Here is a 25,804-nt window from a genome sequence, read left to right as displayed (position 1 = left end):
GCGAAAGGATGGATATGAACATGACAACTATTTCAATTAGCCAATTTAAAGATTATGAAGGACAATCGGTCCGGGTCGGTGCCTGGATCGCCAACAAACGTTCGAGTGGTAAAATCGCCTTCCTTCAACTCCGGGACGGGAGCGGGTTCGCCCAAGCCGTCGTCGTCAAAGCAGAAGTCGCGGAAGAACTGTTCGCCCTCGCAAAAGGCGTGACGCAAGAGACGTCAGTCTGGGTGACGGGTAACGTCAAATCGGACGGCGGCCGGACGCCGCTCGGCTTCGAACTCGAAGTGACAGCGATGGAAGTCATCTCGGAATCGATCGACTATCCGATCACGCCGAAAGAACACGGGACGGAGTTCTTGATGGACAACCGTCACCTCTGGCTCCGGTCGCGTCGCCAGCACGCGATCATGAAAGTCCGGAACGAATTGATCCGGGCCACATACGAGTTCTATAACCAAGAAGGATTCGTCAAGATCGATCCGCCGATCATCACGTCGAGCGCGCCGGAAGGGACGACGGAGTTGTTCGAGACGGACTACTTCGGTCAACCGGCCTACTTGTCGCAAACAGGTCAGTTATATATGGAAGCCGCAGCGATGGCGCTCGGCAAAGTGTTCTCGTTCGGTCCGACGTTCCGCGCTGAAAAATCGAAGACACGTCGCCACTTGATCGAGTTTTGGATGATCGAGCCGGAGATGGCATTCTTCGACCATGATATGAGTCTTGATCTGCAAGAGCGTTACGTATCGTACATCGCGAAGTCAGCGCTTGACCATTGCCGGAACGAGCTTGAGTTGCTCGGACGCGACTTGGAGAAACTTGAAAAAGTTCAAGCGCCGTTCCCACGTATTCGTTATACGGACGCGATCAAGTTCTTGAAAGAAGAAGGCTTCGATGACATCGAGTACGGGGATGACTTCGGGGCGCCGCACGAGACGGCGATCGCCAACGCGCATGATTTGCCGGTGTTCATCACCCATTGGCCGAAAGAAATCAAGCCGTTCTACATGAAAGTCGACCCAGAGAACCCTGAACTCGTCCTTTGTGCCGATTTGATCGCACCTGAAGGTTACGGCGAGATCATCGGCGGTTCGCAGCGTGAAGACGACTACGACCGCTTGAAAGAAGAGATCGTCAAAGAAGGACTTGATGAGACCGATGCGTATGACTGGTATCTTGAGTTGCGTAAGTACGGCTCGGTCCCACACTCGGGCTTCGGGCTCGGTCTTGAGCGGACCGTCGCTTGGATCAGCGGAATCGAACACATCCGTGAAGCGATTCCGTTCCCACGTCTATTGAACCGAATTCACCCATAATCGCCAATCGGGGATGACTAATTGTCTTCCCCGATTGATTTGTCTAGAAAGGATGTGCGACATGGATGCACATAATCTGATCAAGCTGTTTGAACAAAGTCCGGTCGTCGTTCCGAGGAAGCTGTTCACCGATGCACGTCGTCTCAATCTCAACCCGGTCGAGTTTTGTCTCGTCGTCCACTTGTTGGAGTTGACGGGAGAAGGCATCGAGATGCCGCTTCCGAGCGAGCTCGGCGACCGGATGAACGTTCCCGAGAGCGAGGCACGCTCTGTTCTGCTCGGGCTGCTGCAAAAAGAGCTCGTCGCCATCGATGCGTCGGCGGAAGTGGAGCGTTACAGTCTGCTCCCTCTTTTCCAAGCACTCGAAGAAGACGGCGCCCCTGAAAAAAATACGCAGTCGCTAAACGAGAACCTCATCCATACGTTCGAGCGGGAGTTCGGGACGATCACGCCGTTTGAGATCGAGCAAATCGTCGGCTGGTTGACCGAAGACGGTTTCAGTGAAGAACTCATCTTGGCCGCGCTCCGCGAGGCGAAACTACGTAACGTCCGCAACTTCAAGTACATGGATAAAATCTTGAGCGTCTGGCAAGACCATAAAGTCGAGTCACTTGAAGACTTGGTCGAGTATCAACGGAGGAAAAAGTGATGTTGACGAGAGCTCAATTGAACGAAATCTCGGAGACGATGCGGCAAATGTTCCCGGACGCCCATTGTGAGCTGACCCACCGCAACCCGTTCGAACTCGTCGTCGCCGTGGCGCTGTCCGCGCAGGCGACGGACGCGCTCGTCAACCAAGTGACGCCTGGACTGTTCGAGGCGTTCCCGACGGTCGAGGCGATGGCTGCGGCTGACGTAGCGGAAATCGAGTCGCTCATTAAACGAATCGGTCTGTTTCGAAACAAGGCCAAAAACGTCAAAGCGCTGTCGATGCGAATTCTTGATCTGCACGGAGGGATCGTCCCGGACGACCGGGAGTCACTCGAGGCGCTGCCTGGAGTCGGGCGCAAGACGGCGAACGTCGTGTTGTCGGTCGCCTTTCATGAACCGGCGTTCGCGGTCGATACCCACGTCGAGCGTGTGTCCAAACGGCTCGGCATCTGCCGTTGGAAAGACAACGTCCGTCAAGTCGAAGACACGCTCATGAAGAAGTTTCTCCGTGAAGACTGGTCGCAGCTCCACCACCAGTTTATCTTTTTCGGACGTTATCACTGCAAGGCACAACGGCCCGGCTGCGAGACGTGCCCGCTCTTGCATATGTGCCGCGAAGGCAAGAAGCGGATGAAGTCGCAACAAGCAACGAATTCATAAAAAAATCGCCTCGTAGATGGCTACGAGGCGATTTTTAATGGTTCCAGGGATGGTCGCTCCATTCGCGACGTTTTTTCGTGATCGGGACTTTTTTGAAGCCCCAGTTGCGGAAATCTTGGTCTGGACTGTCTTTACGAATGTAAATCTTGTCCTTGATGGCTTTGAAGATTCGGTTTTCATCCCCATAATGGACGAACCGTGGTTTCACTTCGATCACGCCGCGGCGCACGCGCGAGAGCGGCAGGCAGACGAGGTCAGCGATTTCAAGACCAGATTGATAGATCGTGCTTTGTTTCTCCGAGAAGATGAACCCTTTGATTTTTTGTCGGCTCTTCTCGACGTCGAGATGGACCGTCCCGGAATTGAAGATATCGAAAAATGCTTTTTGAATGAGCAGGTTCTGATAATCGTCGCGCGACTCGAGGACGACACGGGCGCTGACAGCTTCCGTCTCTTCCAAAAATGCATAAAACGATTTCATCAAATGGGCGAAAGCGACGACATAAGGGTCTTTCGGCGTCGAGTAGAAATCGTGAAGCTTCTGTTTATCGACCTCGACACTGACGATCGTGCAATTGATATCGCGCAAGAAGTCTGGGAGTTTGTTCCAAAAATCACGGAGCATATCGATTGTGATCCCATCGTCTTTTCCATATGGATGCTCGGCCTTTAAAATTTCTTTTAAATGCAGTGGGATATTTTCCGTTTTGAAGACATCTCGTTTGAACGCTTGTAAGCGTCGCTTCAATTCGCACGGCATTCCGGCCTCATCGGCGTCAATCGCATACTTGTATTCCATCAATACCCCGGTCAAGTTGAACTGGGTGTTGCCTTTTGGTGTACCGGTCTCATCGACGAACATGACATACTTCTTTTGTGTCTCCATCTTACTCCTCCAACAGAGCTTAGGGATGTAGATTCTAAGCCGCCTAGTTTATTTCCAGTCCTCGCGAAACGCTCTCGATCGCTTACTTTTTTAAAGTCTCGTCAATCAGCGTTTAGCCTGTTCACATTTCGGTTAATAAGTAGAGGACCTATTGTAGAAAAGTATTCAGTGACACCGTAACAAGGTCGTGTCAATTTGAATACACAATGTACTACACACTAGTTTAACATACGGGAGTTTGGTACGATATGGATTGCGGAAAATCCACGGAGGAGTCGAGCGACATAACTCGACAATCAGACTTCAGACGGAAGGAACGAGTGGATCAACCTGTTAAACTAGTAATTAGGGGTGACGACATTGTTCCATTATCCAAACGGGAAGAAACCGAGAGCGGCCGAGATGCCGGCAAAGTCCAGTCCACCAACGTATGCGAATCGAGGCATGAATTTAGAGACGCTTCTGAACGATACGAACGAGTTTTATCGACTCCACGGAAAAGCGGTCATCCATAAAAAACCGACCCCGCTTCAAATCGTCAAAGTCGATTACCCGAAACGGAGCGCGGCCAAAGTGACCGAGGCGTATTTTAGGCAAGCCTCGACGACCGACTACAACGGGGTCTATCGCGGGAAATACATTGATTTTGAAGCGAAAGAGACGAACAATAAAACGTCGTTCCCGCTCGGAAACTTTCATGATCATCAAATCAATCACATGCGCGAGTGTGAGCGTCACGGAGGGATTTGTTTTGTCATCATCCGGTTTAGCCGCTATAATACGCAATATGTGTTATCAACGGAGCAATTATTACATTGGTGGGAGCAGCGAGAGACGGGACGTAAGTCGATCCCGCTCGCATATATTGAACAAGAGGCAATCGAAGTTCCAACACGAGCCCTTCCAGCCATCGATTATTTGACGGCGATTGAAGCGTGGCTCGATTGAATAGAAGGAGTGAAGCGTGAATGGAACGAAGTCGGATGGCGCGTCGACAAGATACGACGAAAAAGCCAAAGCAACAAACGAAAAAATCAAAACAACAAACAAAGAAACCGATGTGGAGACGCATCCTACTTATTATAGGATTGTTGTTGATCGTCGGAGTGGTCGTCGGAGGAGCTTATACAGCCTACGCGATTGCGACCGCACCGCCGCTCGATGAGGAGAAATTAGTCGATACGTATCCGATTCAGCTACTGTCGGCTGAAGGTGAACCGCTTGAAGAAAGCGGTCAGATCCGTGAGTACGTGTCAATCGATGATATTTCAGAAGTGATGCAGCAAGCGGTCATCTCGATCGAGGACCGTCGCTTCTATGAGCATAACGGGATTGACTTGCGCCGCATCGGCGGTGCCGTGCTCGCGAACGTGACCGACGGTTTCGGGTCTGAAGGTGGTTCTACAATCACGCAACAGCTCGTCAAACAGTCGTTCTTGTCGACCGACAAGAAATTAAAACGTAAATTACAAGAGCAGTGGCTCGCCGTGAAACTCGAGCGCGAGTACACGAAAGAACAGATTCTCGAGATGTACTTGAATAAGAACTACTACGGTTCAGGGGCGTGGGGTGTGCAAGCGGCCTCGAAGACGTACTTCAATAAGCCGGTGTCAGAAGTGAACTATCAAGAAGCGGCTATCTTAGCGGGACTCCCGCAACGACCGAGCGCTTATGATCCGATTGCTGGCGACCAAGAACTCACGCGTTACCGTCAAGAACAAGTGCTGTCGGCAATGAAGCGGGACGGTCATATCACAGAACAACAGTATAACGAGGCGCTCGACGTCGAGATTGCCGACGTCATCTCGCCGGGTGCGCAGACAGAAGAAGAGTCTTACACCCGTTCGATTTACGCTCGTGTCCAAGCAGAGCTCGAAGAAGACTACGGCTTAGAGCAGTCTGATATTTACGGGACAGGTTTGAAAGTCTATACGTCGATCAATAAAGAGCTGCACGCGAAATTCAATAAAGATATTAAGACAGATAACGTGAACATTCCAAACGGTAAGTTCCCGAAAGATCTCCGCATGGGAGCGACCGTGTTGAACACGAAGACGGGTGAAATCGTCGCCGTCATCGACAGCCAACAGGCGGAACAAGGCGACAAGAACTACCGCGACTACTCGCGCGAGAAACGCCAAATCGGTTCGACGGCGAAGCCGTTCTTCGATTACGGCCCAGGGATTGAGAACGCGCAATGGTCGACCGGTAAAATTTTGATGGATAAAGAGTTTCCTAAAGGTGAGTTCAATCCAGGGAACTATTACGAAGGGTATCGCGGCGCCAACACGATGCGTTACTATTTGACGATTTCCGGCAACACGCCAGCCGTCCGCGCTTTCTATGAAGTACAGGACGAGTTCGGTCCTGAGGCGATCGAATCGTTCGTCGAGAACGTCGGCATCGAGCCGGCGCGTGCGGGTGACGAGATGGTGCCCGCGAACAGTCTCGGTGTAGCAGAAGCGAGCACGACGCAAATGGCGGCTGCTTACGCGACGCTCGGTGCGAACGGGATGTACACGAAGCCGCACTTAATTCAAAAGATTGAGTTCAACGACGGATCGACGATCAACTCACCTATTAAAGCGAAGCAAGCGATGGAAGACTATACCGCGTATATGTTGACCGACATGCTTCGTGACGTCGTCAGTGGTTCGAACGGGACTTACAAGCCAGGTGCGTTCCCGTGGGACGTCGCCGGTAAGACCGGGACGACGAACGATGATAAAGGTAATGAGAACGACAAGTGGTTCACGGGTTATACGACCGACTACTCGATTTCTGTCTGGACCGGAAAAGCAAGTGGGGCTGGCGATAATGCGCTTGCTGAGGACCACGCTCAGTACTACTTCGAGTATATGATGCAAGAAGTGACGAATGCGACGGGAAGTCCAGACCGCTTCCAGCAACCGGATTCTGTCTTGTCGCTCGGCAATGAACTATACGTCAAAGGGACGAAACCGAAAGATTTGGAACCGAAAAATCTACCGGCACCGACTGGCGCGTCGATCAATTACGACATTCCGGCTGACAGCGGGACGTTGACGTGGTCGTATAATCGAGAAGCGGTCGAAGCGGACGGTTATCAAGGTCTCTCGTTCACCGTGACGGAGAAACGTCCGGACGGCAGTGAACGTGTCGTCGGAACGACGGAAGACACGAGCATCGCTATTTCGGGTCTCGCGAACGGGACGACGACGTTCACAATCGTCGCGACTGCTTCGAACCAGCTCGTAGGGGAGCAACAGTCGAGTCCGGCCCAAACGCAATACACGGTCGAACGCAGTCAAGAACCGGCTGAAGAAGAGGAAGAACCGGCAACGGAAGAGACGCCTCCAGAAGAAGAGCCGGCTGAAGAAACGCCACCGAATGAGACTGACAATAATAACGGTAATGGCAACAACGAAAATGGAAATGGGAACAATGAAGGCGGTGAAGGAGAGACGACTGAAGAGCCGGCGACAGAAGAGACGCCTCCGGCTGAAGAAGAATCTTCGACCGAGCTCGAATCACAGTCCAACTCAGACACGTCTGAATCAAACCAAGACCGTGAAAATGACAATCGCGAATAAATTGGCTTACTTCAAACAGGGCGACATCAACGCCCTGTTTTTCTGTGTGGTTTGTTATAATGAAAAGAAAGCGAATAGGATGGTGACATATGGTTCAACTCTCTCTTAAGCGAAAGATGAAAGTGTTGTTTGTAATCGATCGACTGCAAGACGATGATCTTGGCCTACCCCTTCACGGCGTCAACGGATTGAAGATGGGACGCATTCTGTTAGAAGAATCGATCCCGTTCGGACGATTGATCGATGATTCGGCCGTGGCAGAGGCGATCGGCCATCCTTATTTGAAACGGATCGGCGTCGAGACGATGTTTCTCGGCGATGAATCTTTTTATCCAGAACTTCTTCGCGGCAAGCGCCAAGCGCTGACGACGCACGAGGATTATCATAAAGCGGTGCAACGTTACACGAAACATTTGCAAGCAGTCCATTCGAAATGCACGAAGTTACATACCATCGTCTTGTTCGGCCGTTCGACGCACCTGTTATACAACGATGCGATGGAGCGGCTTGAAGAAGAAAATGAGCATGTCGCCGAGGCGTTCAAAGCGATGGAGGTGCTACACTTGCCTGCGGTTCATCGTCTGTTGCGTGACGAACGAATCAGTCAAGTGAAGACGATCGTGGAGCGACTTGCACCTTCAAAATCATGAAATAAGTTGGTGAGCACTATGCGGAAAAAACGTTCCGTCGAAGAGATGATTAAGACATTAAAGACCGACCCGAGTTTTTCCGCCAATGTCACACACTGGCATACGGTCGAGGCACAACCTGCAAGATACGCGGCCATCCCGTCGAGCGTCCCAGACGATCTTGTCCGGGTGTTAAACAGTCGCGGCATCGAGCAATTGTACACGCATCAGGCCGAAGCGGTCGAACAGACGTCACGTGGGAACTCGACTGTCATCGTGACGCCGACAGCTTCTGGTAAAACGCTCTGCTATAACTTGCCCGTGCTGTCTAGAATGATTGAGAAACCGACGGCACGAGCCCTCTATCTGTATCCGACGAAAGCGCTCGCGCAAGACCAGAACAGCGATTTGATGGAGATGGTCGAGGCGCTCGAAGGCGACCTCCGATGCTTCACGTATGATGGGGACACGTCGCCGGCAGCGCGGACGAAAGTACGGGACGCCGGCAACATCGTTATCACGAACCCGGATATGCTTCACTCAGGAATTTTGCCGCATCACACGAAATGGATCCGGTTGTTTGAAAACCTCGAATATATCGTTGTCGATGAACTGCATACGTATCGCGGCGTATTCGGGAGCCATGTCGCCAACGTCTTTCGGCGGCTCAAACGAATCTGTGCCTACTATGGAAGTTATCCGAAATGGATCATGACGTCCGCGACAATCGCGAACCCGGTCGAGCTGGCCGAGCTGTTGACCGAGGAAGAAGTGACGCTCGTCAACAATAATGGAGCTCCGCAAGGGAGAAAACACCTCATTTTCTATAACCCTCCGGTCGTCAATGAAGCGCTCGGGATTCGTCGGAGCGCCACGCTCGAAACGAAGCGGATCGCATCAAAACTTGTCGAAGCCGATATTCAAACGATCGTCTTCGCTCGGTCACGGGTCCGTGTCGAGGTGCTATTGACGTATTTGCAAGAATTGACGAGACGTGAACTCGGACCGAAGTCGATCGTCGGTTATCGGGGCGGTTATCTTCCGTCAGAGCGGCGTGAGATTGAACGCAGGCTCCGGAACGGTGAAATCAAAGCCGTCGTTTCGACGAACGCGCTCGAACTCGGTGTTGACATCGGTCAACTCGAGGCGTGCGTATTGAACGGATATCCCGGCACCGTCGCCTCGCTCTGGCAGCAAGCAGGAAGAGCCGGCCGTCGCCAGTCGGAATCACTCGTCATCTTCGTCGCCTCGTCGTCATCACTCGACCAACTCGTCGTCGAGCAACCAGACCTGATTTTAGAGCGTTCGCCTGAGGCGGCCCGTCTTGACCCGAACAACTTGATCATTTTAGTCGACCATATGAAGTGCGCCGCCTTCGAGCTCCCGTTCCAAAAAGGAGAGCGCTTCGGTACGGTCGAGACCGAGGATATCCTTGATTTCTTGACGGACGCGCAAATCTTGCATGAGCGTGCCAATAAATACTATTGGATGACGGACGCCTTCCCGGCCCACGACATCTCGCTACGGACGAGCGATCAAGAGAACGTCGTCATCGTCGACCAAACGGCGAAACATCAAGTCATCGGCGAGATGGACACGTTCAGTGCGATGACGCTGCTTCACGACGAGGCGATCTATTTGCATGGGGCCGAGCAATATCAAGTCGAGAAACTCGATTTTGAAGAGAAGAAAGCGTACGTGCGGCGCGTCGATGTCGATTACTACACAGATGCGAACTTGGCCGTGGAGTTAAAAGTGCTAGAAGAAAACAAGACGAGCGGTGCCAAGACGTTCGGTGAAGTGTCAGTCATCGCGATGGCGACGCTGTTCAAGAAAATCAAGTTCGGGACGCACGAGAATATCGGATCTGGTCCGATCCACTTGCCGGAACGGGAGCTGCATACGACGTCGACGTGGTTCACGCTCGATGACCGGTTCGCTTACTCGGAAGCCGATATGGAAGATCAGCTCGAGGCCGTCAGCGACTTGTTGCGCCGGCTCGCCCCGCTCTACTTGATGTGCGACACGCTCGACTTGTTCACGACGATTCAAATGAAAGCGACCCATACGAATAAACCGACCGTCTACTTGTACGACCGCTATCCGGGCGGTATCGGCTTGAGCGAAGCGCTCTTCCGAGACGCCGCTGAAATTTTAGACGCAGCAATCCGCACGGTCGAGGATTGTCCGTGTGTGAGCGGATGCCCACGTTGCGTCGGGATGATCGGCTACGGTGACTTTAAAGACCAAGTTGTTAATCAGTTGACCGCATTGAAAGGAACGATATGAAAGCGAAGCTATCACGACTCATCAAAACAAATGAACCGAAACAAGCGACGGTCACACCAGATGACGCGGAGCAAGCCAAGTGGATTGCGCGAGGTGGCGAGATCTTGACGTTTGAAAGCGAGTGGTGCGTGCGCTTGAAAGAGATTTATCCGCTTGAAGCGACGTATCACGACTTTACGTTCGACGCGGCGAAACGTGCCCTCGGGACGGCAGACCATCCGTTCTTCACGGTCGACGTGCCGTATGACCAAGTGTTGTTCATGGATACGGAGACGACCGGGCTCCGTGGTGCCGGGACGTCCATCTTTTTGATCGGGTTCGCCCGCTTCAAGCCAGACCATCTCGAGATGATTCAGTACGTATTGCCACACCCGGCGTTTGAGACCGCGTTCTACTATCACTTTCTCAATGACATCGGCGACGAGGTCCGGTTCGTGACGTACAATGGAAAATCGTTCGATTGGCCGCAAATCAAGACGCGTCATACTTTCGTCCGGACGAAAGTGAAGGCGTTGCCCGCCGTCGGTCATGTCGATCTGTTGCATGCGTCAAGGCGTCTGTTGAAGCCGACACTCGAGTCGGTCTCGTTAAAAGCGGTCGAGGCCCATTTTGGACATGCCCGAACGGACGATCTGCCAGGTTTTCTCGCCCCGATGCATTACTTTCAATACGTCAAAGAGCGGGACCCTGATATTTTACAACCGGTCATCGAGCACCATCACGCCGATTGCTTGAGCCTCGTGTCGCTTTATAAGCGGCTCTGTCACCTCGTCGAAGCAGACGAGCCGACATTTGGAGAAGAGCGGGCCCATTGGTTGAACGATCTAGGGAGTACGGACGAGGCACTCAAACAGTATGAACGGATCGAGCAACCGACAAAACGAGCGAAAATGCGTCAAGCGCTGCTGTTAAAGCGGACCGGCCGCATCGTCGAAGCGCTTCCTCTTTTCAAAGAAGTCGGGACGATCGAGGCGTTGGTCGAGCTAGCCAAGTATGCAGAACATCAGCAAAAAGATATCGTGTCAGCCATTCGATATACCGAGCAGGCGATTGCGATCGTGGAACAGCAAAAGACGGTCTTGAAACAGACCGTCCAAAAACAGCAACACGCGCTCAACCATCGTCTAGCTCGGTTAGAAAGGAAGAGGTTATGAAAGTTGTTGCGATTACCGGGTATCGGCCCCATGAGCTTGGGATCTTTAAAGCCGACCATCCCGGCATCGAGATCATCCAAGAAGCGTACCGCCGAAAGATCACTGAAGCAATCGAACTCGGGGCCGAATGGTTCATCTTCAGTGGAACGAACGGTTGTGAATTGTGGGCAGGACAAGTATTGTTAGAGTTAAGAGAAACACATCCGATTAAAATCGCGGTGTTTCCGCCATTTTTAGAGATGGAAGAACGGTATAAGCCGTATGAACAAGAGTTGTTCAGCCAGTTGCGGCTCGAAGCCGATTTTTTTGAACCGCTCACGCAACGTCCTTATGAAGACCCGAGTCAGTTGCGCGCAAAAACGGCGTTCTTTTTAGACAAGGCAGCAGGATTAATTACGTTGTATGACGAAGAGACGGGAGGAAGCCCCCGTTTCCTCGTTGAAGGGGCTAAACGAAAACACCAGATGGAACTATTCATGATCACACAAGACGACCTGCGTGTGATCGAGGAAGAAAAACAGTGGGAACAACAGTGGGAGTGAAGACTATGCAAACCGAATTAACAGCCGAAGCAATCTATAAACAAGAATTCAAGACGGCCCTCCGCGGCTACTCGCAAGAAGAAGTCGACCAATTTTTAGACGTCGTCATCCGGGACTATGAGAAGATGGCGAAAGAGATCGAACGTTTGCGACAAGAGAACGAATCGTTGCGCCGCGGTTCAAGCGAACCGACCGAGCCGGTGAAACCGGCCCAACCTGTCGCCTCGAACTACGATATGTTGCGTCGGATTTCAAACTTAGAAAAGGCCGTCTTCGGAAAACAAGTCGGACCTAGCGAATAACGAGAGGAGGTGGAATAGATGTTACAAGTGTTGACGGCCGTCAAGAAAGAGCCGGTGAAACGACAGACGAAAGGATTGTTCCGAACGAAAGAAGAGGTCATCTTGCCGCCGAAATCGTATACGGATGAGATCGTAGAAATCATTCGGCACACGTGTCGCTTCGATTGGATGATGATTGAACGAGTCGAAATCGGTGACAACGTGCTCGACTACGTGCTCGTCGGACCGAAAGGCGTCTTTTTAGTCCAAATCAATCGGACGACGACGGCCGTCCATGTGACGAACCGAGAGTGTCGGTTAGAAACCTCACTCGGGTGGAAAAACATCTATCCGCATCCAGTCGAAGGGCTCGAGCAGATGACGAAACAAGTTCGGAGCCTATTAAAAAAAGAATGCGGCAAGGCCGTACCGGTCACGTCATTTTTAATTTTTCCAGAAGCGTCACGTCTTAAAGTCGAACGTGTTAAAGCGAACTGTGAAGACTCGTTTGAAGCAATCGACAAAGTCATCGCCAAGACGAAACTCGAGCTCCTATCAGAGGCGACAATCAAACAAATCGCTTATTATTGTTCAGAGCGCCAGTTACTAAAGTAAAAAAGGTGCCGCGGCACCTTTTTTACTTTAGTAGCTCTTTTGCTTTTTTTTCATCATTTCGGTGCACGAACAAGGCGACCCGGTCATCCAGGTTTTTGGCGAGCGGTTTAAACAAGCGCCCGGTCGGCAAGCCTTGTTCGATTCGGCACGTGACGCCTTTTTCCGTCAAATAGGTATAATCCTCGAGTAACTCCTCACCTTGTTTCCCGAACGCCTCACCAAAGCGGACCCATTGTAAGTTACGAATCGTTCGGATTGTCACGAGGATGACGAACAGCGCGCCAAGCGCGATAATCAATATAGTTTCCAACACATTCAACCCCTTCTTTACACAATTTTAAAGGGGGAAACGGTTGAAAGCAACAGCGGCGGACCGTATACTCGAAAAGAAGAGAGGGATGACTGTGAAAACGACGATACAATCACGGCGTGAAGCCGTAAATTTACTGCAAAGTGAGCACGTGCTCTACATTCGAATTCATAACGGACAGACGGGCATGATCAAATCGACGGTCGATGGCATCATCGTCGCGATACCGAACGAACAGACGGACAAAGTCGATTTTCGGAAATTAGAGGACGTGGAAGCGTTCGAGGCGTTTTATGACTTGACCCTCTCGAAACCGGGGACACTTTATTACAATGCACCATCCTGACAAAAGCTCCACTCTCACGAGTGGAGCTTTTGACTTAAGACGGTAACCAGACCGACAGTTTGTCACGTAGCGGTTCAGGTCGCATATGACGCTGTTTATGCAGCAAGTATCCGTCCGGTCGAATGACGAGGACACCCCGGCGCATGAACAAGGATTTCGCAAGTTCGTTGCCTTGGTCAAAGAAAGGACGGCTTGTTTTAGACAACGTGATGATTTGGAAGAATGATTGATGAGCGTTCAAGTATTCATATAACTCACTTGGGTCACGTTTGCCGTCATCGAGGACAAGTACTTGAAAGCGGCCATCGGCGACTTCTGAGATCTTTTGACGAAGGCCATCATCGGATCGGATCATCTCGATCTCGGGAAAGATCTTTCCTTCGGCGACCCGGATGAACGGTACACGTGAGTGCCCAGGGTAAGACAAGTGAAGCTGAGCGATTCGTTCGGTGATCTTTTCATTAATCAAATTGACGCGGGTGAACACGTCCGCTCCGACTGCTTGAAACGGCAATAAAATCGGTAGCGTCGTTTGGAGCACTTCGGTCGCGACGTTCGTCGTCTGCAAGACGTTTCTGGCGACGTGTTCACGCTCGTCCCGGTATGTGTCGACGACACTGAACGGCGCTCCTGCTTTCAGATGAAGCCAAAGCTTCCAGCCGAGGTTGAACGAGTCGGCGATGCCCGTATTCATCCCTTGGCCGCCGACGGGCGAATTGATATGCGCCGCGTCGCCCATTAAGATGACACGGTTATGGATGAACGAGTCGACCATGCGATTGTGCACCCTAAACAGCGAAAACCATTCGACCTCGTCGATTTCTACCGGCATGTGGCTCCGTTGCTCGACCAATTCGTGCAACTCGGCCTCGCTGAATGATTCGTCACTCGCGAGATTACCGGTAATCCGGATCGTGTCATCCGTCAGCGGGAATACTTCTAACACGCCACGGTCCGAGAAAAAGATGTGTACTTCTTCACGGGAGATGTTCCATTTCGCCTTCATATCGGCCAACACCCAAGACTCTTTGAACGACTTCCCGCTGAACGGGAGCGCGAGCATACGGCGAATCGAACTGTTGGCGCCATCGGCCGCAACGATATACTTGGCTTCGATCGTGCGGTTCGAGTCGGATTCGAGATGGGCGAGCACACGTGTCGGATAGTGGGTCAACGAGACGAGTGACTCGCCGCGCTTGACGTAGTGCCCGTGGTCGTTCAACGCCTGTTCTAAGATGGCCTCGGTCTCGTTTTGTCGCAATAGCGTGACGAACGGGTAAGGCGTGACGAGACGTGAGAACTCGAGTTTGGCCGTCCACTGCCCAGAAAAGTATAAGTTTCCTTTTTCGATTGTTCTGGCGCGACTGAGTACTTCTTTGGCGACATCAAGGCGTGAAAACACTTCGATTGTTCGCGGCTGAATCCCGATGGCCCGTGAGTTGTTCGAAGGCGTCGTTTTTCGATCGATGATTTCAAAAGAGATTCCATATCTGGCTAATGTCAAAGCGAGTGTGAGTCCTGTCGGCCCCGCCCCGACGATCAATATATCAACTTGTTGAACCAATTCCACCATCTCCTATCATTAATAATGATATTTCCGACATTTGCCACGTTTAAACGAGGAGACGCTGGTGGAACTGTAAAACAGAGAGAGCGAGGTTGAAAATCATGAAACAATCATGGGTTACTGAAGCGAAATTACGAGAAAGTTTCTCGATGGAAGAGAATTATGAACAGACCGCCGCCGTCTTGATCCCGTTGACGCGAATCGATGACGTCTGGCACGTCGTCTTTGAAGTCCGGGCCCATACGATGCGGCGCCAACCTGGAGAGATCTCGTTCCCGGGAGGTCGGCTCGAGCGAGGGGAGACACCTGTCGAGGCCGCGGTCCGAGAGACGAGTGAAGAACTCGAGGTACCGCTCGAGACGATCGAGGTCATCGGTCGCTTACAGCCGCTCGCCACGCCGCACCGTCAACTCATCTATCCGTTCGTCGGGATGATTCCGACAGTTCCGGACGTACGTCAAACGGATGAAGTCGATCATTTGTTCACCGTTCCCGTCGAAACGTTACTGTTAATTGATCCGTTTCACGGCGAGATGGAATGGACGATGAATCCGGATCAAAATATTCCGTTTGACCGAATGGCGAACGCTAAAGCGTATGAAAAACGGGTAATTAAAATGAGAGAACCTTTTTACGAACATGAAGACTACATTATTTGGGGATTGACTGGAAAAATTTTGTCACAATTCATCAAATGTACAAAAGAAAACGTATTCAAACCTATATAATTTAGTTATAATGATAAAAACAAATTTAAGATTGGAAGTGAATGGGTGTGTCTTTAGAATTCGCTGTGGGTGATATCGTCAAGTCAACTCGTGAAGGATGGGTCGCAGAAGTGACTGCCGTATTAACGAATACGGTCATCGGGGACGTTTCCATCATGGAGGAATATCAACAGCTCGGCCTCGAGTTTGAGAAACAAGTTTTGTTGAAAAAAGAATTGGAATTGATTGAACGCGCCAGCTGACCTTTTAACCGAAAGGGATGATTCAGGTGTCCATTGACAAAAAAGTTCGTGAATGGAAAGAGGCGGGTTTGCTAGATGAAACGACCGGTCAACGGTTGATTGATTTTGAATATAAGAAATTGGCGGTTAGTGACAAACGTGAGCACAAACCGCCAATTCTTGTCATTATCGGATCAATCCTGCTCGCCCTTAGTCTATTCAGTTTTGTCGCCGCCAACTGGCAAGCGATCCCAGACCTCGTCAAAGTATCCATATTCCTTGTCTTCATGCTCGGGATGTACGTAGCAGCGGAGCGGCTTCAAGTGAAAGCCCCTCGGTATGTGACGTTGTTCCGCGTCCTCGGCGTCGTTTTCTTCGTCGCCACGATGATTGTCATCTTCACAACGTATAATCTTTCCTCGCAACTACCGCTTCTGTTCTGGCTATTCTTTGCTGTCGCCGTCCTGCACAAGCTGATCTATAAGCACCCGATCTTCACGTTCATCGCAGCGCTAGCCGCTTTTTTAGCGGTCACGAACAGTTTTCAAGGAATCGGGATCACACTCATCCTGTTCGGCCTGCTCGTGACGTGGGTTTGGTTCCATTACGGTGATAACGAGCTCGACCGGATTTTCGCCTGGTTCAGCTTTTACGGACTGTTGCTCACGATCGGTCAGTATATCGATTACGAGGGACGGTTTTGGCCGCTTTGGGCACTCGCAGCACTGCATATCCTGTTCCTCGTCTACCGGGAGCGGGCTCAGTGGCAGTATCTCTACTTGTTCGTCGCTGCCATCTTGTCCATCGGTTACTTGGTCAATGCGACCGAGGGTTGGTTGTCTCAACGTCAGCCGTCCGTCATCGAGGCCACGCTGCTTTCCGTCGTCCTCGTGGCTGTGTACTTGACACATCGTCGCCCCGATTTGCTGTGGGTGAGCCTACTCGCGGTCATCCCGTTCTCGCTATTCGAAGATTCAGGTATCTTACTCGCGATCTTGCTTGAAGTGGTGGCGCTCGCTTACTTGATCATGCAAGACCATGAGCGGAAACCGATCGTTTTGGCGTTCATCTATTTCTTGCTTGTCCAAATGACGATCTACTTCATTTATGTTTGGGACCGGCTCGACATCTCGCTCTTCTTCTTGATCGGGGCGTTGATCGTATTCGCGTTGTCGCTCGCGTTGTGGTGGCGTAGCCGTACGAGAGGGGATGCTCGGACATGAAACGAATCACTCCTTGGCTTGTACCGATCGTACAAGTATTGATTGCCATCGGTTTTATCTTGCTCGTTTATGCGGTGTCTTGGTTCGGCCAGTCGTATACGTTCAAAGCGACGTCGTACGAGCCGTATGACCCATTTTTTGGGGATTACGTCTATCTCGAGTTCGATTCGTTGCAAGGGCGACAAGATGTCGATTCCGGGACGGTCTACGTCTCATTCAAAACGGATGACGCTGGTTTTGCCACAATCGACCGGGTCAGCTCCCGACCGTTCTTTGGTGGGACGCGGGCTGAATATTACGATCGCCAAGTCTTCATCACCGACATGAGTTCATACCGTGTCGCCGAGGACGAGAAAGCTGTGATCGAAGGTGCGAAAACGTTCGAAGTTGAAGTCGATGTGGCGCCTTGGGGGATGGTCCGGGCTCATGATTTACGTCCAATCGAAGCTGAAACAGAATGACAAAAAGATTACAGATTTGTTACGAGAACGTTTGTAACCGATCTGTAATTTTTTTGTTAGGTCGCTTGTATAGCAACGTTTTCGGCAATTGTTACAATCTGTAACTAAGCGTTCGCCCATATGTCAGCAATATTTCACTTCGTCAAAACCACTTCTCGGGTTCGAGACGGCATGGTAAATTTACTCCTGTTCGTTAGAAGACGAGAAAGGGATGACCTAATTTCAATGACATTCTTAAAATATATGATGACGCTTCTGTTTGTCCTAGCCGGTACGTTCGTGGTATCTACGACTGCCCACGCCGCTCAAATTGGAATCGGAACAGAACAGAAAATCGTACAAAACCCGCTTGAATTGGAACGGATTGCGATCGAGCTTGAACGCCAACAAAAAATCGAGCGTGAAAAGCGACTCGCGGAAGAGAAGCGCCTCGCTGAAGAGAAACGAGTGGCAGAAGAACAAGCCAAGCAGCAGGCAGAGCGGGAAGCGAAACGGTTGGCGGAAGCCAAGCGAATCGCGGCTGAGGAAGCGCGGCTTGCAGAAGCAGCGAAACGCCAGGCAGAAGCGACGGCAAAGCAAGCGAAAGCAGAGCAAGCCACGACAAACGCTGTGGCGACACCTGTCTCGACAAGCAGCGGGCGCGTCATTCAAGCCGAGTCGACAGCTTACACGAATGATGCGGCAGACAATGGCTCATACGGGGGCCGGGTGTTGACGGCGACGGGACACGACGTGACGGATTCGATTTTTTATAACGGCATGCGCATCATCGCCGTCGATCCGGGCGTCATCCCGCTCGGTACGGTCGTACAGATCGAAGGGATCGGTCAAGCGATCGCTCTCGATACAGGGGGACGCATTAAAGGCAACATCGTCGATCTACTCGTCGATACGAAGAGCGAGGCGATCAATTGGGGTCGTCGCCACGTTACCATCACACTTCCATAACGAAAAGGTTCTCCCGCGGGAGAACCTTTTGTTGTTTAACAATCGTTGGAAACGGGCAAACTAATATTTGACTTTCATATAACGTGAAAAGCCGAGGAGGGATTGTGTTGATTGAATTTCAAAATGTTTCCAAGCGTTATGATGATGGGACATTGGCCGTCGAAAACTTGAGTTTGACGGTACGAAAAGGAGAGATTTTCGTATTGATTGGGCCATCAGGTTGTGGCAAGACGACGACGATGAAGATGGTGAATCGTCTGATTGACCACACTGACGGGAAAATCCTGATTGATGAGCGCGAAATCTATCAGTTCGATATTTATGAACTGCGACGCAACATCGGCTATGTGCTCCAACAAATCGCATTGTTCCCGCATTTGACGGTCGAAGAGAACATCGCCGTCGTTCCGGACCTATTGAAATGGCCGAAGACGAAGACGAAAGACCGTGTGACCGAACTGATGAAAATCGCCGGTCTCGACCCTGTCCTCCGTTCTAAAAAACCGCCTGAACTGTCGGGTGGTCAACAACAACGAGTCGGCGTCCTGCGAGCGCTCGCGGCCGACCCGGAAGTCATTTTAATGGATGAACCGTTCTCGGCGCTCGATCCGATCAGTCGGGCCCAGCTCCAAGATGACATCAAACGGTTGAACGATGAGTTAGGGAAGACGATTCTGTTCGTCACTCATGACATTGAGGAGGCGATGAAACTCGGGGACCGGATCGCTCTCATGCGTGACGGGAAACTGGTCATCGTCGGCACGCCTGACGAGATTCGAGCGAGTGATGATCCGTTCGTGCTCGACTTTACACAACACGGAAGAGGTGAGGTAGATGCTTGAAACGTTCCAAAACCGACGCGGGGAATTGGTCGAAGCGCTAATCGAGCATTTACAACTTTCTGTCGTCTCCCTTTTGATTGCGGTGTTGATTGCGGTCCCGCTAGGTATCTGGCTGACGCGGCGTAAAAAAGTGGCTGAAACGGCAATCGGCTTCACCGCCATCATCCAAACGATTCCTTCTTTGGCTCTACTCGGTCTTATGATTCCGCTCGTTGGGATCGGTGCACTTCCTGCCACGATTGCGCTCGTTCTGTACGCGTTGTTGCCAATCCTTCGCAATACGTTCACAGGGTTGAACGAAGTCGATAAGTCACTGATCGAAGCCGCGCAAGGTTGCGGCATGAAACCGAACCAAAGTTTGATGAGAGTCGAACTACCGCTCGCACTACCGGTCATCATGGCCGGGATTCGAACGGCGATGGTGTTAATTGTCGGTACAGCCACGCTGGCGGCACTCGTCGGAGCAGGCGGACTCGGGACGTTGATCCTGCTTGGAATTAACCGAAACGACAACTATTTGATTTTGCTCGGAGCGATTCCAGCAGCCATTCTCGCATTACTGTTCGACTTCTTGCTCCGTCAAATGGAAGGTGCGACGGCGACCCGCAACAAGACGAAGCTGATCGCCGTATCGACCGTCTTGGCGTTAATTATCGCAGCACCGCTCGCATTGGGACGCACCCAACAGACCGACCTCGTCGTCGCCGGGAAGCTCGGTCCCGAGCCGGAGATCTTGATGAACATGTACAAACTGTTGATCGAAGAAGAGACGGATCTGACCGTATCGGTCCGTCCGAACTTCGGAGAGACGACGTTCGTATGGGGAGCGTTAAAATCCGGTGATGTCGATATTTATCCTGAATTCACCGGGACGGTACTCGCGAGTTTAGTGAAAGAAACACCGAATTCAAACGATGCCCGTGAAGTGTACGAACAAGCACGGGATGCGCTAGCAGACGACGGCTTCGCTTTACTTGAACCGATGCAGTTCAATAACACGTACGCCATCGCGATCCCGCGTGACTATGCGGAAACTGAAGGCGTCACGACGATTTCTGATTTACGTAGCGTGCAAAATGACATCCAGGCCGGGTTCACGCTCGAGTTCACGGACCGTGAAGACGGATATCCAGGACTTCAGCAAGCGTACGGACTTGATTTCCCTTCTGTCGTTTCGATGGAGCAGAAACTTCGTTACCGCGCCATCGCACGGGGCGACGTCAATCTTGTTGATGCGTATGCGACCGACCCGGATATCGCCGAAAACGACCTGCTCGTGTTAGAAGACGATCAACAGTTCTTCCCGCCTTATCAAGGTGCTCCACTCTTGAAAGCAGAAACGCTTGAAGAACATCCGGAAATCGAGGACGCGCTCAACCAGTTGGGCGGACTCATCACTGACGAAGAGATGTCTGAATTGAACCGTCGGGTCGCTTACGGGAAAGAACGGGCCTACGACGTGGCCGAAGACTTCTTGGAACAAGCGGGTCTATTATGAAGGCGATGATCATTTCGAACCCGAAGTCGGGTGCGAGCGAGACGATGCTCGGCGAAGTGGTCGGGACAATCGAGTCGATGTATCAAGAGATTCTCATCCGAAAGACGCTAGCTGAAGGGGATGCAGCGCACCTTGCTCGAACGAGCAGTGGGTTCGATCATTTGATCGTCATCGGTGGGGATGGGACGCTTCATGAAGTCGTCAACGGATTGATGGCGTTGCCTCGTGACGAACGTCCGAGCGTCGGTCTCGTACCGGCGGGGACGTGCAACGACTTCGCGAGGGCGATTGATCTGCCTGTCGAACCGATTGAGGCGGCTCGCCTGTTTAAAATGAGCGAGCAGCAATCGGTCGATGTGATGCGTGTCAACGATCGGTTCGGTCTCAACTTTGTCGGGGTCGGATTGATCGCGGACGCTTCCCGACAGATCGATCCGCTCCAAAAAGAAACGCTCGGCTCGATCGGATACTTTTTAGCGACGATCCGTCAGTTCCGCGAACTCGATCCGTTCAAGGTCCGTATCGAGCGGGCGGGCGAGGTCATCCACGATGGGGCCGTCAGTTTTCTATACGTCGGCAACGGTGCCTATCTCGGCACGGTCCCGACGAAGCTCGCGACGCAATCGTTCACGGACGGTCTCGTCGAAGTCGTCCATAGCTCGGCCATCGGCTTCCCGATGATTCGTCAGCTATTGACGCAACAGCTCGGACTCGAACAATCGTCGCCAGAATGGGTCCATCTCCAAATGGAGCAACTTGATGTGTTTTTACGTGAGCCACAAGTCATCGATGTGGACGGTGAACACTTTGAGACGGATCATTTACAGATTGAAGTGTTGCCGAATGAGCTGACATTTCTCGTCCCATAATCGTTTACGAAGGCAGAGGAAAGAATTCAGACTTTTCTCTGTTTTTTGTTGTTCTCGTTTCTGAACCGTGTTAGTATTTCACTATTATTATGAAAATGAAATGAAATTAGGAAGTAGGGATAGTAATGGCGCAAAATTCGTTCGCCTCAAAAATTGGATTCATTTTAGCGGCCGCAGGGTCCGCAATCGGTCTCGGTGCCATCTGGAAATTTCCATATGTCACGGGAACAAGTGGGGGCGGCGCCTTTTTACTCATGTTTTTAGCATTCACATTCTTACTCGGTCTGCCGCTTCTCATTGGTGAGTTCATCGTCGGGCGTTCGACGCAAAAGACGGCGCTCCTTGCCTTTAAAAAACTTGGCCATCGCCGTTGGACATTGGTCGGTTACCTCGGCGTAATCGCTTGCTTCTTACTGCTATCATTCTACAGTGTCATCGGTGGATGGGTGTTGATCTACGTCGGGCTCGGCTTGAGCGGGACGCTCAGCGGCCGGTCACCTGACGAGTTCGGGACCGTGTTCGCGGACGTCGTCGCATCTCCTGGGATTGCCGTCTTCGGACAATTTTTGTTCTTATTGATCACGCTACTCATCGTCTTGAAAGGGGTAGAAGGCGGAATCGAGCGGATGAGCAAGATTTTAATGCCGCTCCTGTTCGTCAGTTTCATCGTGCTCGTCATCCGCTCGTTGACACTTGACGGTGCCATGGAAGGGGTCCGTTTCTTCTTGCAGCCTGACTTCTCGGCACTGACCGGCGAGTCGGTCTTGTTCGCGCTCGGGCAAGCGTTCTTCTCGCTGTCGCTCGGGGTGGCGGCGATGCTCACATACGCCTCGTACATTCAAACGAAAGGGACGCTTAACCGCTCGGCAAATATGATCGTCTTGTTGAACGTCACCGTTTCAATTTTAGCGGGGCTCGCCATCTTCCCGGCCGTCTTCGCCTCGGGGCTCGATCCGGCAGAAGGCCCGGCGCTCCTGTTCGTCGTGTTGCCGGCCGTATTTAACCAAGTCCCACTCGGCGGCTTCTTCATGGTATTGTTCTTCTTATTGTTCACGTTCGCCTCGATTACGTCTTCGATCGCGATGCTCGAAGTCGTCGTCGCCGGTGTGACGGATAAATTGAACGAGAAGAAACAAACGATGTCGAAGCGTAACGTCACACTCCTCTCGGCGGCCATCGTGTTCGCTGTCGGGATCCCCTCGGCCTTATCGTTCGGACTGATGAGTGAGTTGCAGTTCTTGAACGGCCGTACGTTCTTTGACTCGATGGACTATGTCGTCAGTTACATCCTCATGCCGACAGGTGCGTTACTCACGTCGATCTTTGTCGGACATGTCGTCGATGAGCGTATTTTGCAAGACGAGATTAAAACGTCCGGGACAGGCGCTAAACTGTATCCGGTATGGCGTTTCCTCATTCGTTACGTCATCCCGGTGACGGTCGCAATCGTTATGGTCTCGACATGGGTAATCAGCTAAGCAAGGGGAACTTCCCCTTGCTTTTTTTCGTACTTGCGACCGAGAGAGTGAACGTCGTCATTATGCTAAGCTTATAAAGATGACGAAACTTTTGTTGACGGTTCACGTAAGGTACAATAGAAGTATCATGAGACGAGGTGACAAGGATGAAGACATGGATGAAATGGGCCCTGACTGGGGCGATCCTGTATTTTGCCATAAGTGTGTTTGATTTCTCCTGGCTGTTTATCATCGTCGGGGCGCTCGTATTGAACGAGGTGTGGTCGAGTAACAAACGGCGTAAGCGGGCACCCGCACCGGTAGCGAAACGGGCGAAGAAAAAACTGCTGCTCGATGAAGAAGAACCGTTCGTCGGTTCTCGCATCCTTAAGCCGATGGAAGATGTGGCACCGGTCCGTCAGTTCGAAGCGACAGACGACTTGGAACTACAATTTTTACAACGGACGATCGAGCAAGGGTACGAGAAACTCCAGCAGATCGATCGTATCTTGCCTGAAATAAAAGATGTCGAAGTTCGTCGTGAAATGAAGGCGGTCTCGAGAGAGGCCCACGAACTGTTTGCCGAATTGTTCGAGAACCCTCAAGACGCGAAGCACGTCAGAGATCTGTTCACGTTTTATTTGGACTCGCTCGTGTCCGTCGTCTTGAAATTTAAAGAACTAGAAGGAAAACGTGTCGTCATTCAAGAAGAGACACGAGAGCAACTGATCACCAATATGCGGCTTATCGTCGATAAGTTCAAAGAGCAACGGAGCCGTCTGCTCGAAGACGACGCTGTCGACTTCGAACGCGAATTGATCATGATGGAACGGGTATTGGCAGATCAACCGGAAGGGAGAAAAAAACATGACTTCATCGAATGAAACGAACTGGCAGTCATGGCCAGAAGAAGAGCTCACTTCACAGACAAAAACAAAGACCGAGACAGAGGAAATCTCTGACCCGTCTGTGGATTGGTCCGCGATGACAGAAAAACATGAGGTGCCGGCCATCCAACCGAAAGCCGACGTGCCGCAACAACACCGGGAACGAATCACCCGGATCGCCGAGTCGATCGATATTAAAAAAACAGACTCCGTCATGTTATTCGGATCGAACGTCCAACGGGAACTATCTCAATTCTCTGACCAGATCTTGACCGAGGTCCGCATGAAAGACGGTGGTGACGCAGGTAAGTTACTGTCCGATTTGATGCAAAACGTTCGGAAGATGGACCCGGATATGCTTCAACCGGAGAAGAAGAGTTTTATGGACAACTTGCCGCTCATCGGACGAGCGAAAAAGAAAGCTGAAAATTATAAGCTTCAATTTGAAAAAATGAACGTCTATTTGGAAGAAGTCATTCACAATCTCGACCGAGCCAAGTTCGGTCTGATGAAGGACATTACGATGCTCGATCAAATGTATGACAAGAACAAGCGCTACTTCGAAGAATTGAACGTCTATATCGCAGCCGGTGAGACGAAGCTCGACCACGTTCGCGATCACGAGATCACGCCGCTCCGTCAAGAAGTCGAAACGACGAGAGATCAAGTGAAGCTGCAACAGCTAAACGATATGATTCAACTGACAGACCGGTTCGAGAAGAAGTTGCATGATTTGAAGTTGAGTCGGACGATCAGTCTGCAGATGGCACCACAAATCCGTGTCATCCAACAAAATAACCAAATCTTAGCCGAGAAAATCGAGTCGGCTGTCGTCAACACGATACCGCTTTGGAAAAACCAAGTCGTCCTCGCTCTCAGCTTGACGCGCCAGAAAACGGCACTCCGGATGCAGCAAGACGTCACGAAGACGACGAACCAACTGCTCGAACAAAACTCGAAAATGTTAAAAGACTCGTCGATCGAGATCGCAACCGAGAACGAAAAAGGGATCGTTTCGGTCGAATCGCTCAAAGTCGCGCACGAGAATCTATTGTCAACGCTCGACGAAACGCTGCGTATCCAACAGGAAGGCAAGCAGAAGCGTCGTGAGGCTGAACGTGAGCTCGATCGGATGGAGCACGAACTGAAAGAAAAAGTCATCGAAATTGCCTCAAAGAATAAAGAGTTGCCAAAAGAGACTGGATACTAAAAAGAAAGTCTGAGCATTCAGACTTTCTTTTTCCATGAGGAGGATCAGGATGGAGAAACAACGATTGTGGGACGAGACGTGGTTGCAGTTCGCCGATATGATGGCGGAACGGCACTCGAAATGTGCCTCGAAGAGTGTCGCCTGTGTCATCGTCAAAGATGAGAAACCGATCTCGATCGGATTGAATGGGACACCGCCGGGACATACGAACTGTAATGAAATCTTTCTAAAACGGGAAGACGGATTTTACCAACGAGCTGAATATGTGACGGATGATACGGTCGACTTGACCGAGCCGTCTGTGCGCATCATCGAGCAAGGTGTGACATTTGTTAAATGTAGCGACCCGTTCGAACATCACAATTGGTCAAAACAACATGAGATCCATGCCGAGATCAATGCGATCGGGAAATTGGCCGCTGATTCGACGAACGCGTTCGGTGCTACGGCTTATGTGACCCATTCACCATGCCATTCTTGCTCGCTCGCGCTCATCGCGGCGCGCGTGGCCCGAGTCGTGTACGCTGTCGGTTATGAGCACGGGGATGGCCTTGATTTGATGCGGGAAAGCGGGATTGACGTCTTACATATGCCGCTTGAAAAAAGTTTCAAAAACACATTGTAAACGTTTACATT

General features: G+C 51.4%; 26 protein-coding genes and 1 pseudogene. 24 read left to right on the top strand and 3 right to left on the bottom strand.

Annotated elements, in window-relative coordinates:
• Positions 1 to 20 precede the first annotated feature (20 nt).
• From asnS to nth, 3 genes are all read left to right on the top strand, one after another.
• Positions 21 to 1,322 (top strand): asparagine--tRNA ligase, encoded by a 1,302-nt coding sequence (asnS, locus tag KNP77_RS01305; RefSeq protein WP_070327410.1) that lies wholly within the window; start codon positions 21 to 23, stop codon positions 1,320 to 1,322.
• Between the two features lie 61 nt (positions 1,323 to 1,383).
• On the top strand, positions 1,384 to 1,971 hold the full coding sequence (locus tag KNP77_RS01300) for a DnaD domain-containing protein (RefSeq protein ID WP_070327409.1): 588 nt from the start codon (positions 1,384 to 1,386) through the stop codon (positions 1,969 to 1,971).
• Complete coding sequence (gene nth, locus KNP77_RS01295) at positions 1,971 to 2,633, top strand: endonuclease III (RefSeq protein ID WP_214887944.1); 663 nt, start codon at positions 1,971 to 1,973, stop codon at positions 2,631 to 2,633. The genes KNP77_RS01300 and nth overlap by 1 nt, the downstream gene beginning before the upstream one ends.
• Positions 2,634 to 2,667: 34 nt before the next feature.
• Here the strand turns inward: nth and KNP77_RS01290 are convergent, their stop codons facing one another.
• Complete coding sequence (locus KNP77_RS01290) at positions 2,668 to 3,519, bottom strand: DUF3800 domain-containing protein (RefSeq protein WP_083273962.1); 852 nt, start codon at positions 3,517 to 3,519, stop codon at positions 2,668 to 2,670.
• A 351-nt stretch (positions 3,520 to 3,870) separates the two neighbouring features.
• On the opposite strand from KNP77_RS01290, the gene recU reads away from it, so the two are divergent.
• The 8 genes from recU (at position 3,871) to KNP77_RS01250 (ending at position 12,601) form a co-directional block, all read left to right on the top strand.
• Positions 3,871 to 4,467 (top strand): Holliday junction resolvase RecU, encoded by a 597-nt coding sequence (gene recU, locus KNP77_RS01285; RefSeq protein ID WP_214887941.1) that lies wholly within the window; start codon positions 3,871 to 3,873, stop codon positions 4,465 to 4,467.
• A 20-nt stretch (positions 4,468 to 4,487) separates the two neighbouring features.
• A complete protein-coding gene (locus KNP77_RS01280; RefSeq protein ID WP_214887938.1) occupies positions 4,488 to 7,091 on the top strand; it encodes a transglycosylase domain-containing protein in 2,604 nt (867 codons plus the stop codon).
• 89 nt (positions 7,092 to 7,180) lie between these two features.
• A complete protein-coding gene (locus tag KNP77_RS01275; protein WP_233589592.1) occupies positions 7,181 to 7,741 on the top strand; it encodes a hypothetical protein in 561 nt (186 codons plus the stop codon).
• Between the two features lie 18 nt (positions 7,742 to 7,759).
• The gene (locus tag KNP77_RS01270; protein WP_070327406.1) at positions 7,760 to 10,009 is read left to right on the top strand and encodes a DEAD/DEAH box helicase; all 2,250 of its coding nucleotides are present in this window, start codon (positions 7,760 to 7,762) and stop codon (positions 10,007 to 10,009) included.
• On the top strand, positions 10,006 to 11,163 hold the full coding sequence (locus tag KNP77_RS01265; RefSeq protein ID WP_214887934.1) for a ribonuclease H-like domain-containing protein: 1,158 nt from the start codon (positions 10,006 to 10,008) through the stop codon (positions 11,161 to 11,163). The genes KNP77_RS01270 and KNP77_RS01265 overlap by 4 nt, the downstream gene beginning before the upstream one ends.
• Positions 11,160 to 11,705 (top strand): SLOG family protein, encoded by a 546-nt coding sequence (locus tag KNP77_RS01260; protein ID WP_016509942.1) that lies wholly within the window; start codon positions 11,160 to 11,162, stop codon positions 11,703 to 11,705. The genes KNP77_RS01265 and KNP77_RS01260 overlap by 4 nt, the downstream gene beginning before the upstream one ends.
• 5 nt (positions 11,706 to 11,710) lie before the next feature.
• Positions 11,711 to 12,007, top strand: coding sequence for a cell division regulator GpsB (gpsB, locus tag KNP77_RS01255; RefSeq protein WP_051121542.1), 297 nt, complete (start codon positions 11,711 to 11,713; stop codon positions 12,005 to 12,007).
• Between the two features lie 18 nt (positions 12,008 to 12,025).
• Complete coding sequence (locus KNP77_RS01250) at positions 12,026 to 12,601, top strand: nuclease-related domain-containing protein (protein WP_214887931.1); 576 nt, start codon at positions 12,026 to 12,028, stop codon at positions 12,599 to 12,601.
• Between the two features lie 22 nt (positions 12,602 to 12,623).
• Here the strand turns inward: KNP77_RS01250 and KNP77_RS01245 are convergent, their stop codons facing one another.
• Positions 12,624 to 12,914: a hypothetical protein gene (locus tag KNP77_RS01245; RefSeq protein ID WP_236633730.1), complete on the bottom strand. Its 291-nt coding sequence runs from the start codon at positions 12,912 to 12,914 to the stop codon at positions 12,624 to 12,626.
• A gap of 91 nt (positions 12,915 to 13,005) precedes the next feature.
• Here KNP77_RS01245 and KNP77_RS01240 point away from each other — a divergent pair, with 91 nt between their 5' ends.
• Entirely contained in the window at positions 13,006 to 13,257 is a 252-nt protein-coding gene (locus tag KNP77_RS01240; RefSeq protein WP_353048803.1) for a hypothetical protein, read from the top strand.
• Positions 13,258 to 13,291: 34 nt separating this feature from the next.
• On the opposite strand, the gene KNP77_RS01235 is transcribed toward KNP77_RS01240, so the two are convergent.
• On the bottom strand, positions 13,292 to 14,830 hold the full coding sequence (locus tag KNP77_RS01235; RefSeq protein WP_083273960.1) for an FAD-dependent monooxygenase: 1,539 nt from the start codon (positions 14,828 to 14,830) through the stop codon (positions 13,292 to 13,294).
• Between the two features lie 95 nt (positions 14,831 to 14,925).
• Here KNP77_RS01235 and KNP77_RS01230 point away from each other — a divergent pair, with 95 nt between their 5' ends.
• The 12 genes and pseudogenes from KNP77_RS01230 to KNP77_RS01175 all read left to right on the top strand — a co-directional run bounded on the left by KNP77_RS01230 (position 14,926) and on the right by KNP77_RS01175 (position 25,793).
• Entirely contained in the window at positions 14,926 to 15,552 is a 627-nt protein-coding gene (locus KNP77_RS01230) for an NUDIX hydrolase (protein WP_083274014.1), read from the top strand.
• 65 nt (positions 15,553 to 15,617) lie between these two features.
• Complete coding sequence (locus KNP77_RS01225; RefSeq protein ID WP_016509936.1) at positions 15,618 to 15,794, top strand: DUF2187 family protein; 177 nt, start codon at positions 15,618 to 15,620, stop codon at positions 15,792 to 15,794.
• 17 nt (positions 15,795 to 15,811) lie between these two features.
• A complete protein-coding gene (locus KNP77_RS01220) occupies positions 15,812 to 16,996 on the top strand; it encodes a DUF2157 domain-containing protein (protein WP_070327402.1) in 1,185 nt (394 codons plus the stop codon).
• The gene (locus tag KNP77_RS01215; RefSeq protein WP_016509950.1) at positions 16,993 to 17,457 is read left to right on the top strand and encodes a GDYXXLXY domain-containing protein; all 465 of its coding nucleotides are present in this window, start codon (positions 16,993 to 16,995) and stop codon (positions 17,455 to 17,457) included. The genes KNP77_RS01220 and KNP77_RS01215 overlap by 4 nt, the downstream gene beginning before the upstream one ends.
• A gap of 225 nt (positions 17,458 to 17,682) precedes the next feature.
• Positions 17,683 to 18,405: a 3D domain-containing protein gene (locus KNP77_RS01210; RefSeq protein ID WP_131465212.1), complete on the top strand. Its 723-nt coding sequence runs from the start codon at positions 17,683 to 17,685 to the stop codon at positions 18,403 to 18,405.
• A gap of 107 nt (positions 18,406 to 18,512) precedes the next feature.
• A pseudogene (locus tag KNP77_RS01205) lies at positions 18,513 to 19,181 on the top strand (ABC transporter ATP-binding protein); the annotation flags it as partial.
• A 58-nt stretch (positions 19,182 to 19,239) separates the two neighbouring features.
• A complete protein-coding gene (locus tag KNP77_RS01200; RefSeq protein ID WP_070327398.1) occupies positions 19,240 to 20,745 on the top strand; it encodes an ABC transporter permease/substrate-binding protein in 1,506 nt (501 codons plus the stop codon).
• The gene (locus KNP77_RS01195; protein WP_131440138.1) at positions 20,742 to 21,614 is read left to right on the top strand and encodes a diacylglycerol/lipid kinase family protein; all 873 of its coding nucleotides are present in this window, start codon (positions 20,742 to 20,744) and stop codon (positions 21,612 to 21,614) included. The genes KNP77_RS01200 and KNP77_RS01195 overlap by 4 nt, the downstream gene beginning before the upstream one ends.
• Positions 21,615 to 21,739: 125 nt before the next feature.
• On the top strand, positions 21,740 to 23,092 hold the full coding sequence (locus KNP77_RS01190) for a sodium-dependent transporter (protein WP_070327396.1): 1,353 nt from the start codon (positions 21,740 to 21,742) through the stop codon (positions 23,090 to 23,092).
• 146 nt (positions 23,093 to 23,238) lie between these two features.
• Positions 23,239 to 23,955, top strand: coding sequence for a 5-bromo-4-chloroindolyl phosphate hydrolysis family protein (locus KNP77_RS01185; protein ID WP_016509957.1), 717 nt, complete (start codon positions 23,239 to 23,241; stop codon positions 23,953 to 23,955).
• On the top strand, positions 23,939 to 25,168 hold the full coding sequence (locus KNP77_RS01180) for a toxic anion resistance protein (protein ID WP_131465210.1): 1,230 nt from the start codon (positions 23,939 to 23,941) through the stop codon (positions 25,166 to 25,168). The genes KNP77_RS01185 and KNP77_RS01180 overlap by 17 nt, the downstream gene beginning before the upstream one ends.
• 49 nt (positions 25,169 to 25,217) lie before the next feature.
• Entirely contained in the window at positions 25,218 to 25,793 is a 576-nt protein-coding gene (locus tag KNP77_RS01175; RefSeq protein ID WP_070327394.1) for a deoxycytidylate deaminase, read from the top strand.
• Positions 25,794 to 25,804 lie beyond the last annotated feature (11 nt).

Origin of the sequence: Exiguobacterium sp. s142 (assembly GCF_018618455.1) — a bacterium.
Classification (GTDB): Bacteria; Bacillota; Bacilli; order Exiguobacteriales; family Exiguobacteriaceae; genus Exiguobacterium; species Exiguobacterium aurantiacum_A.
Note: the sequence above shows the minus strand (reverse complement) of the source record. Positions and strands in the feature narration are given on the sequence as shown.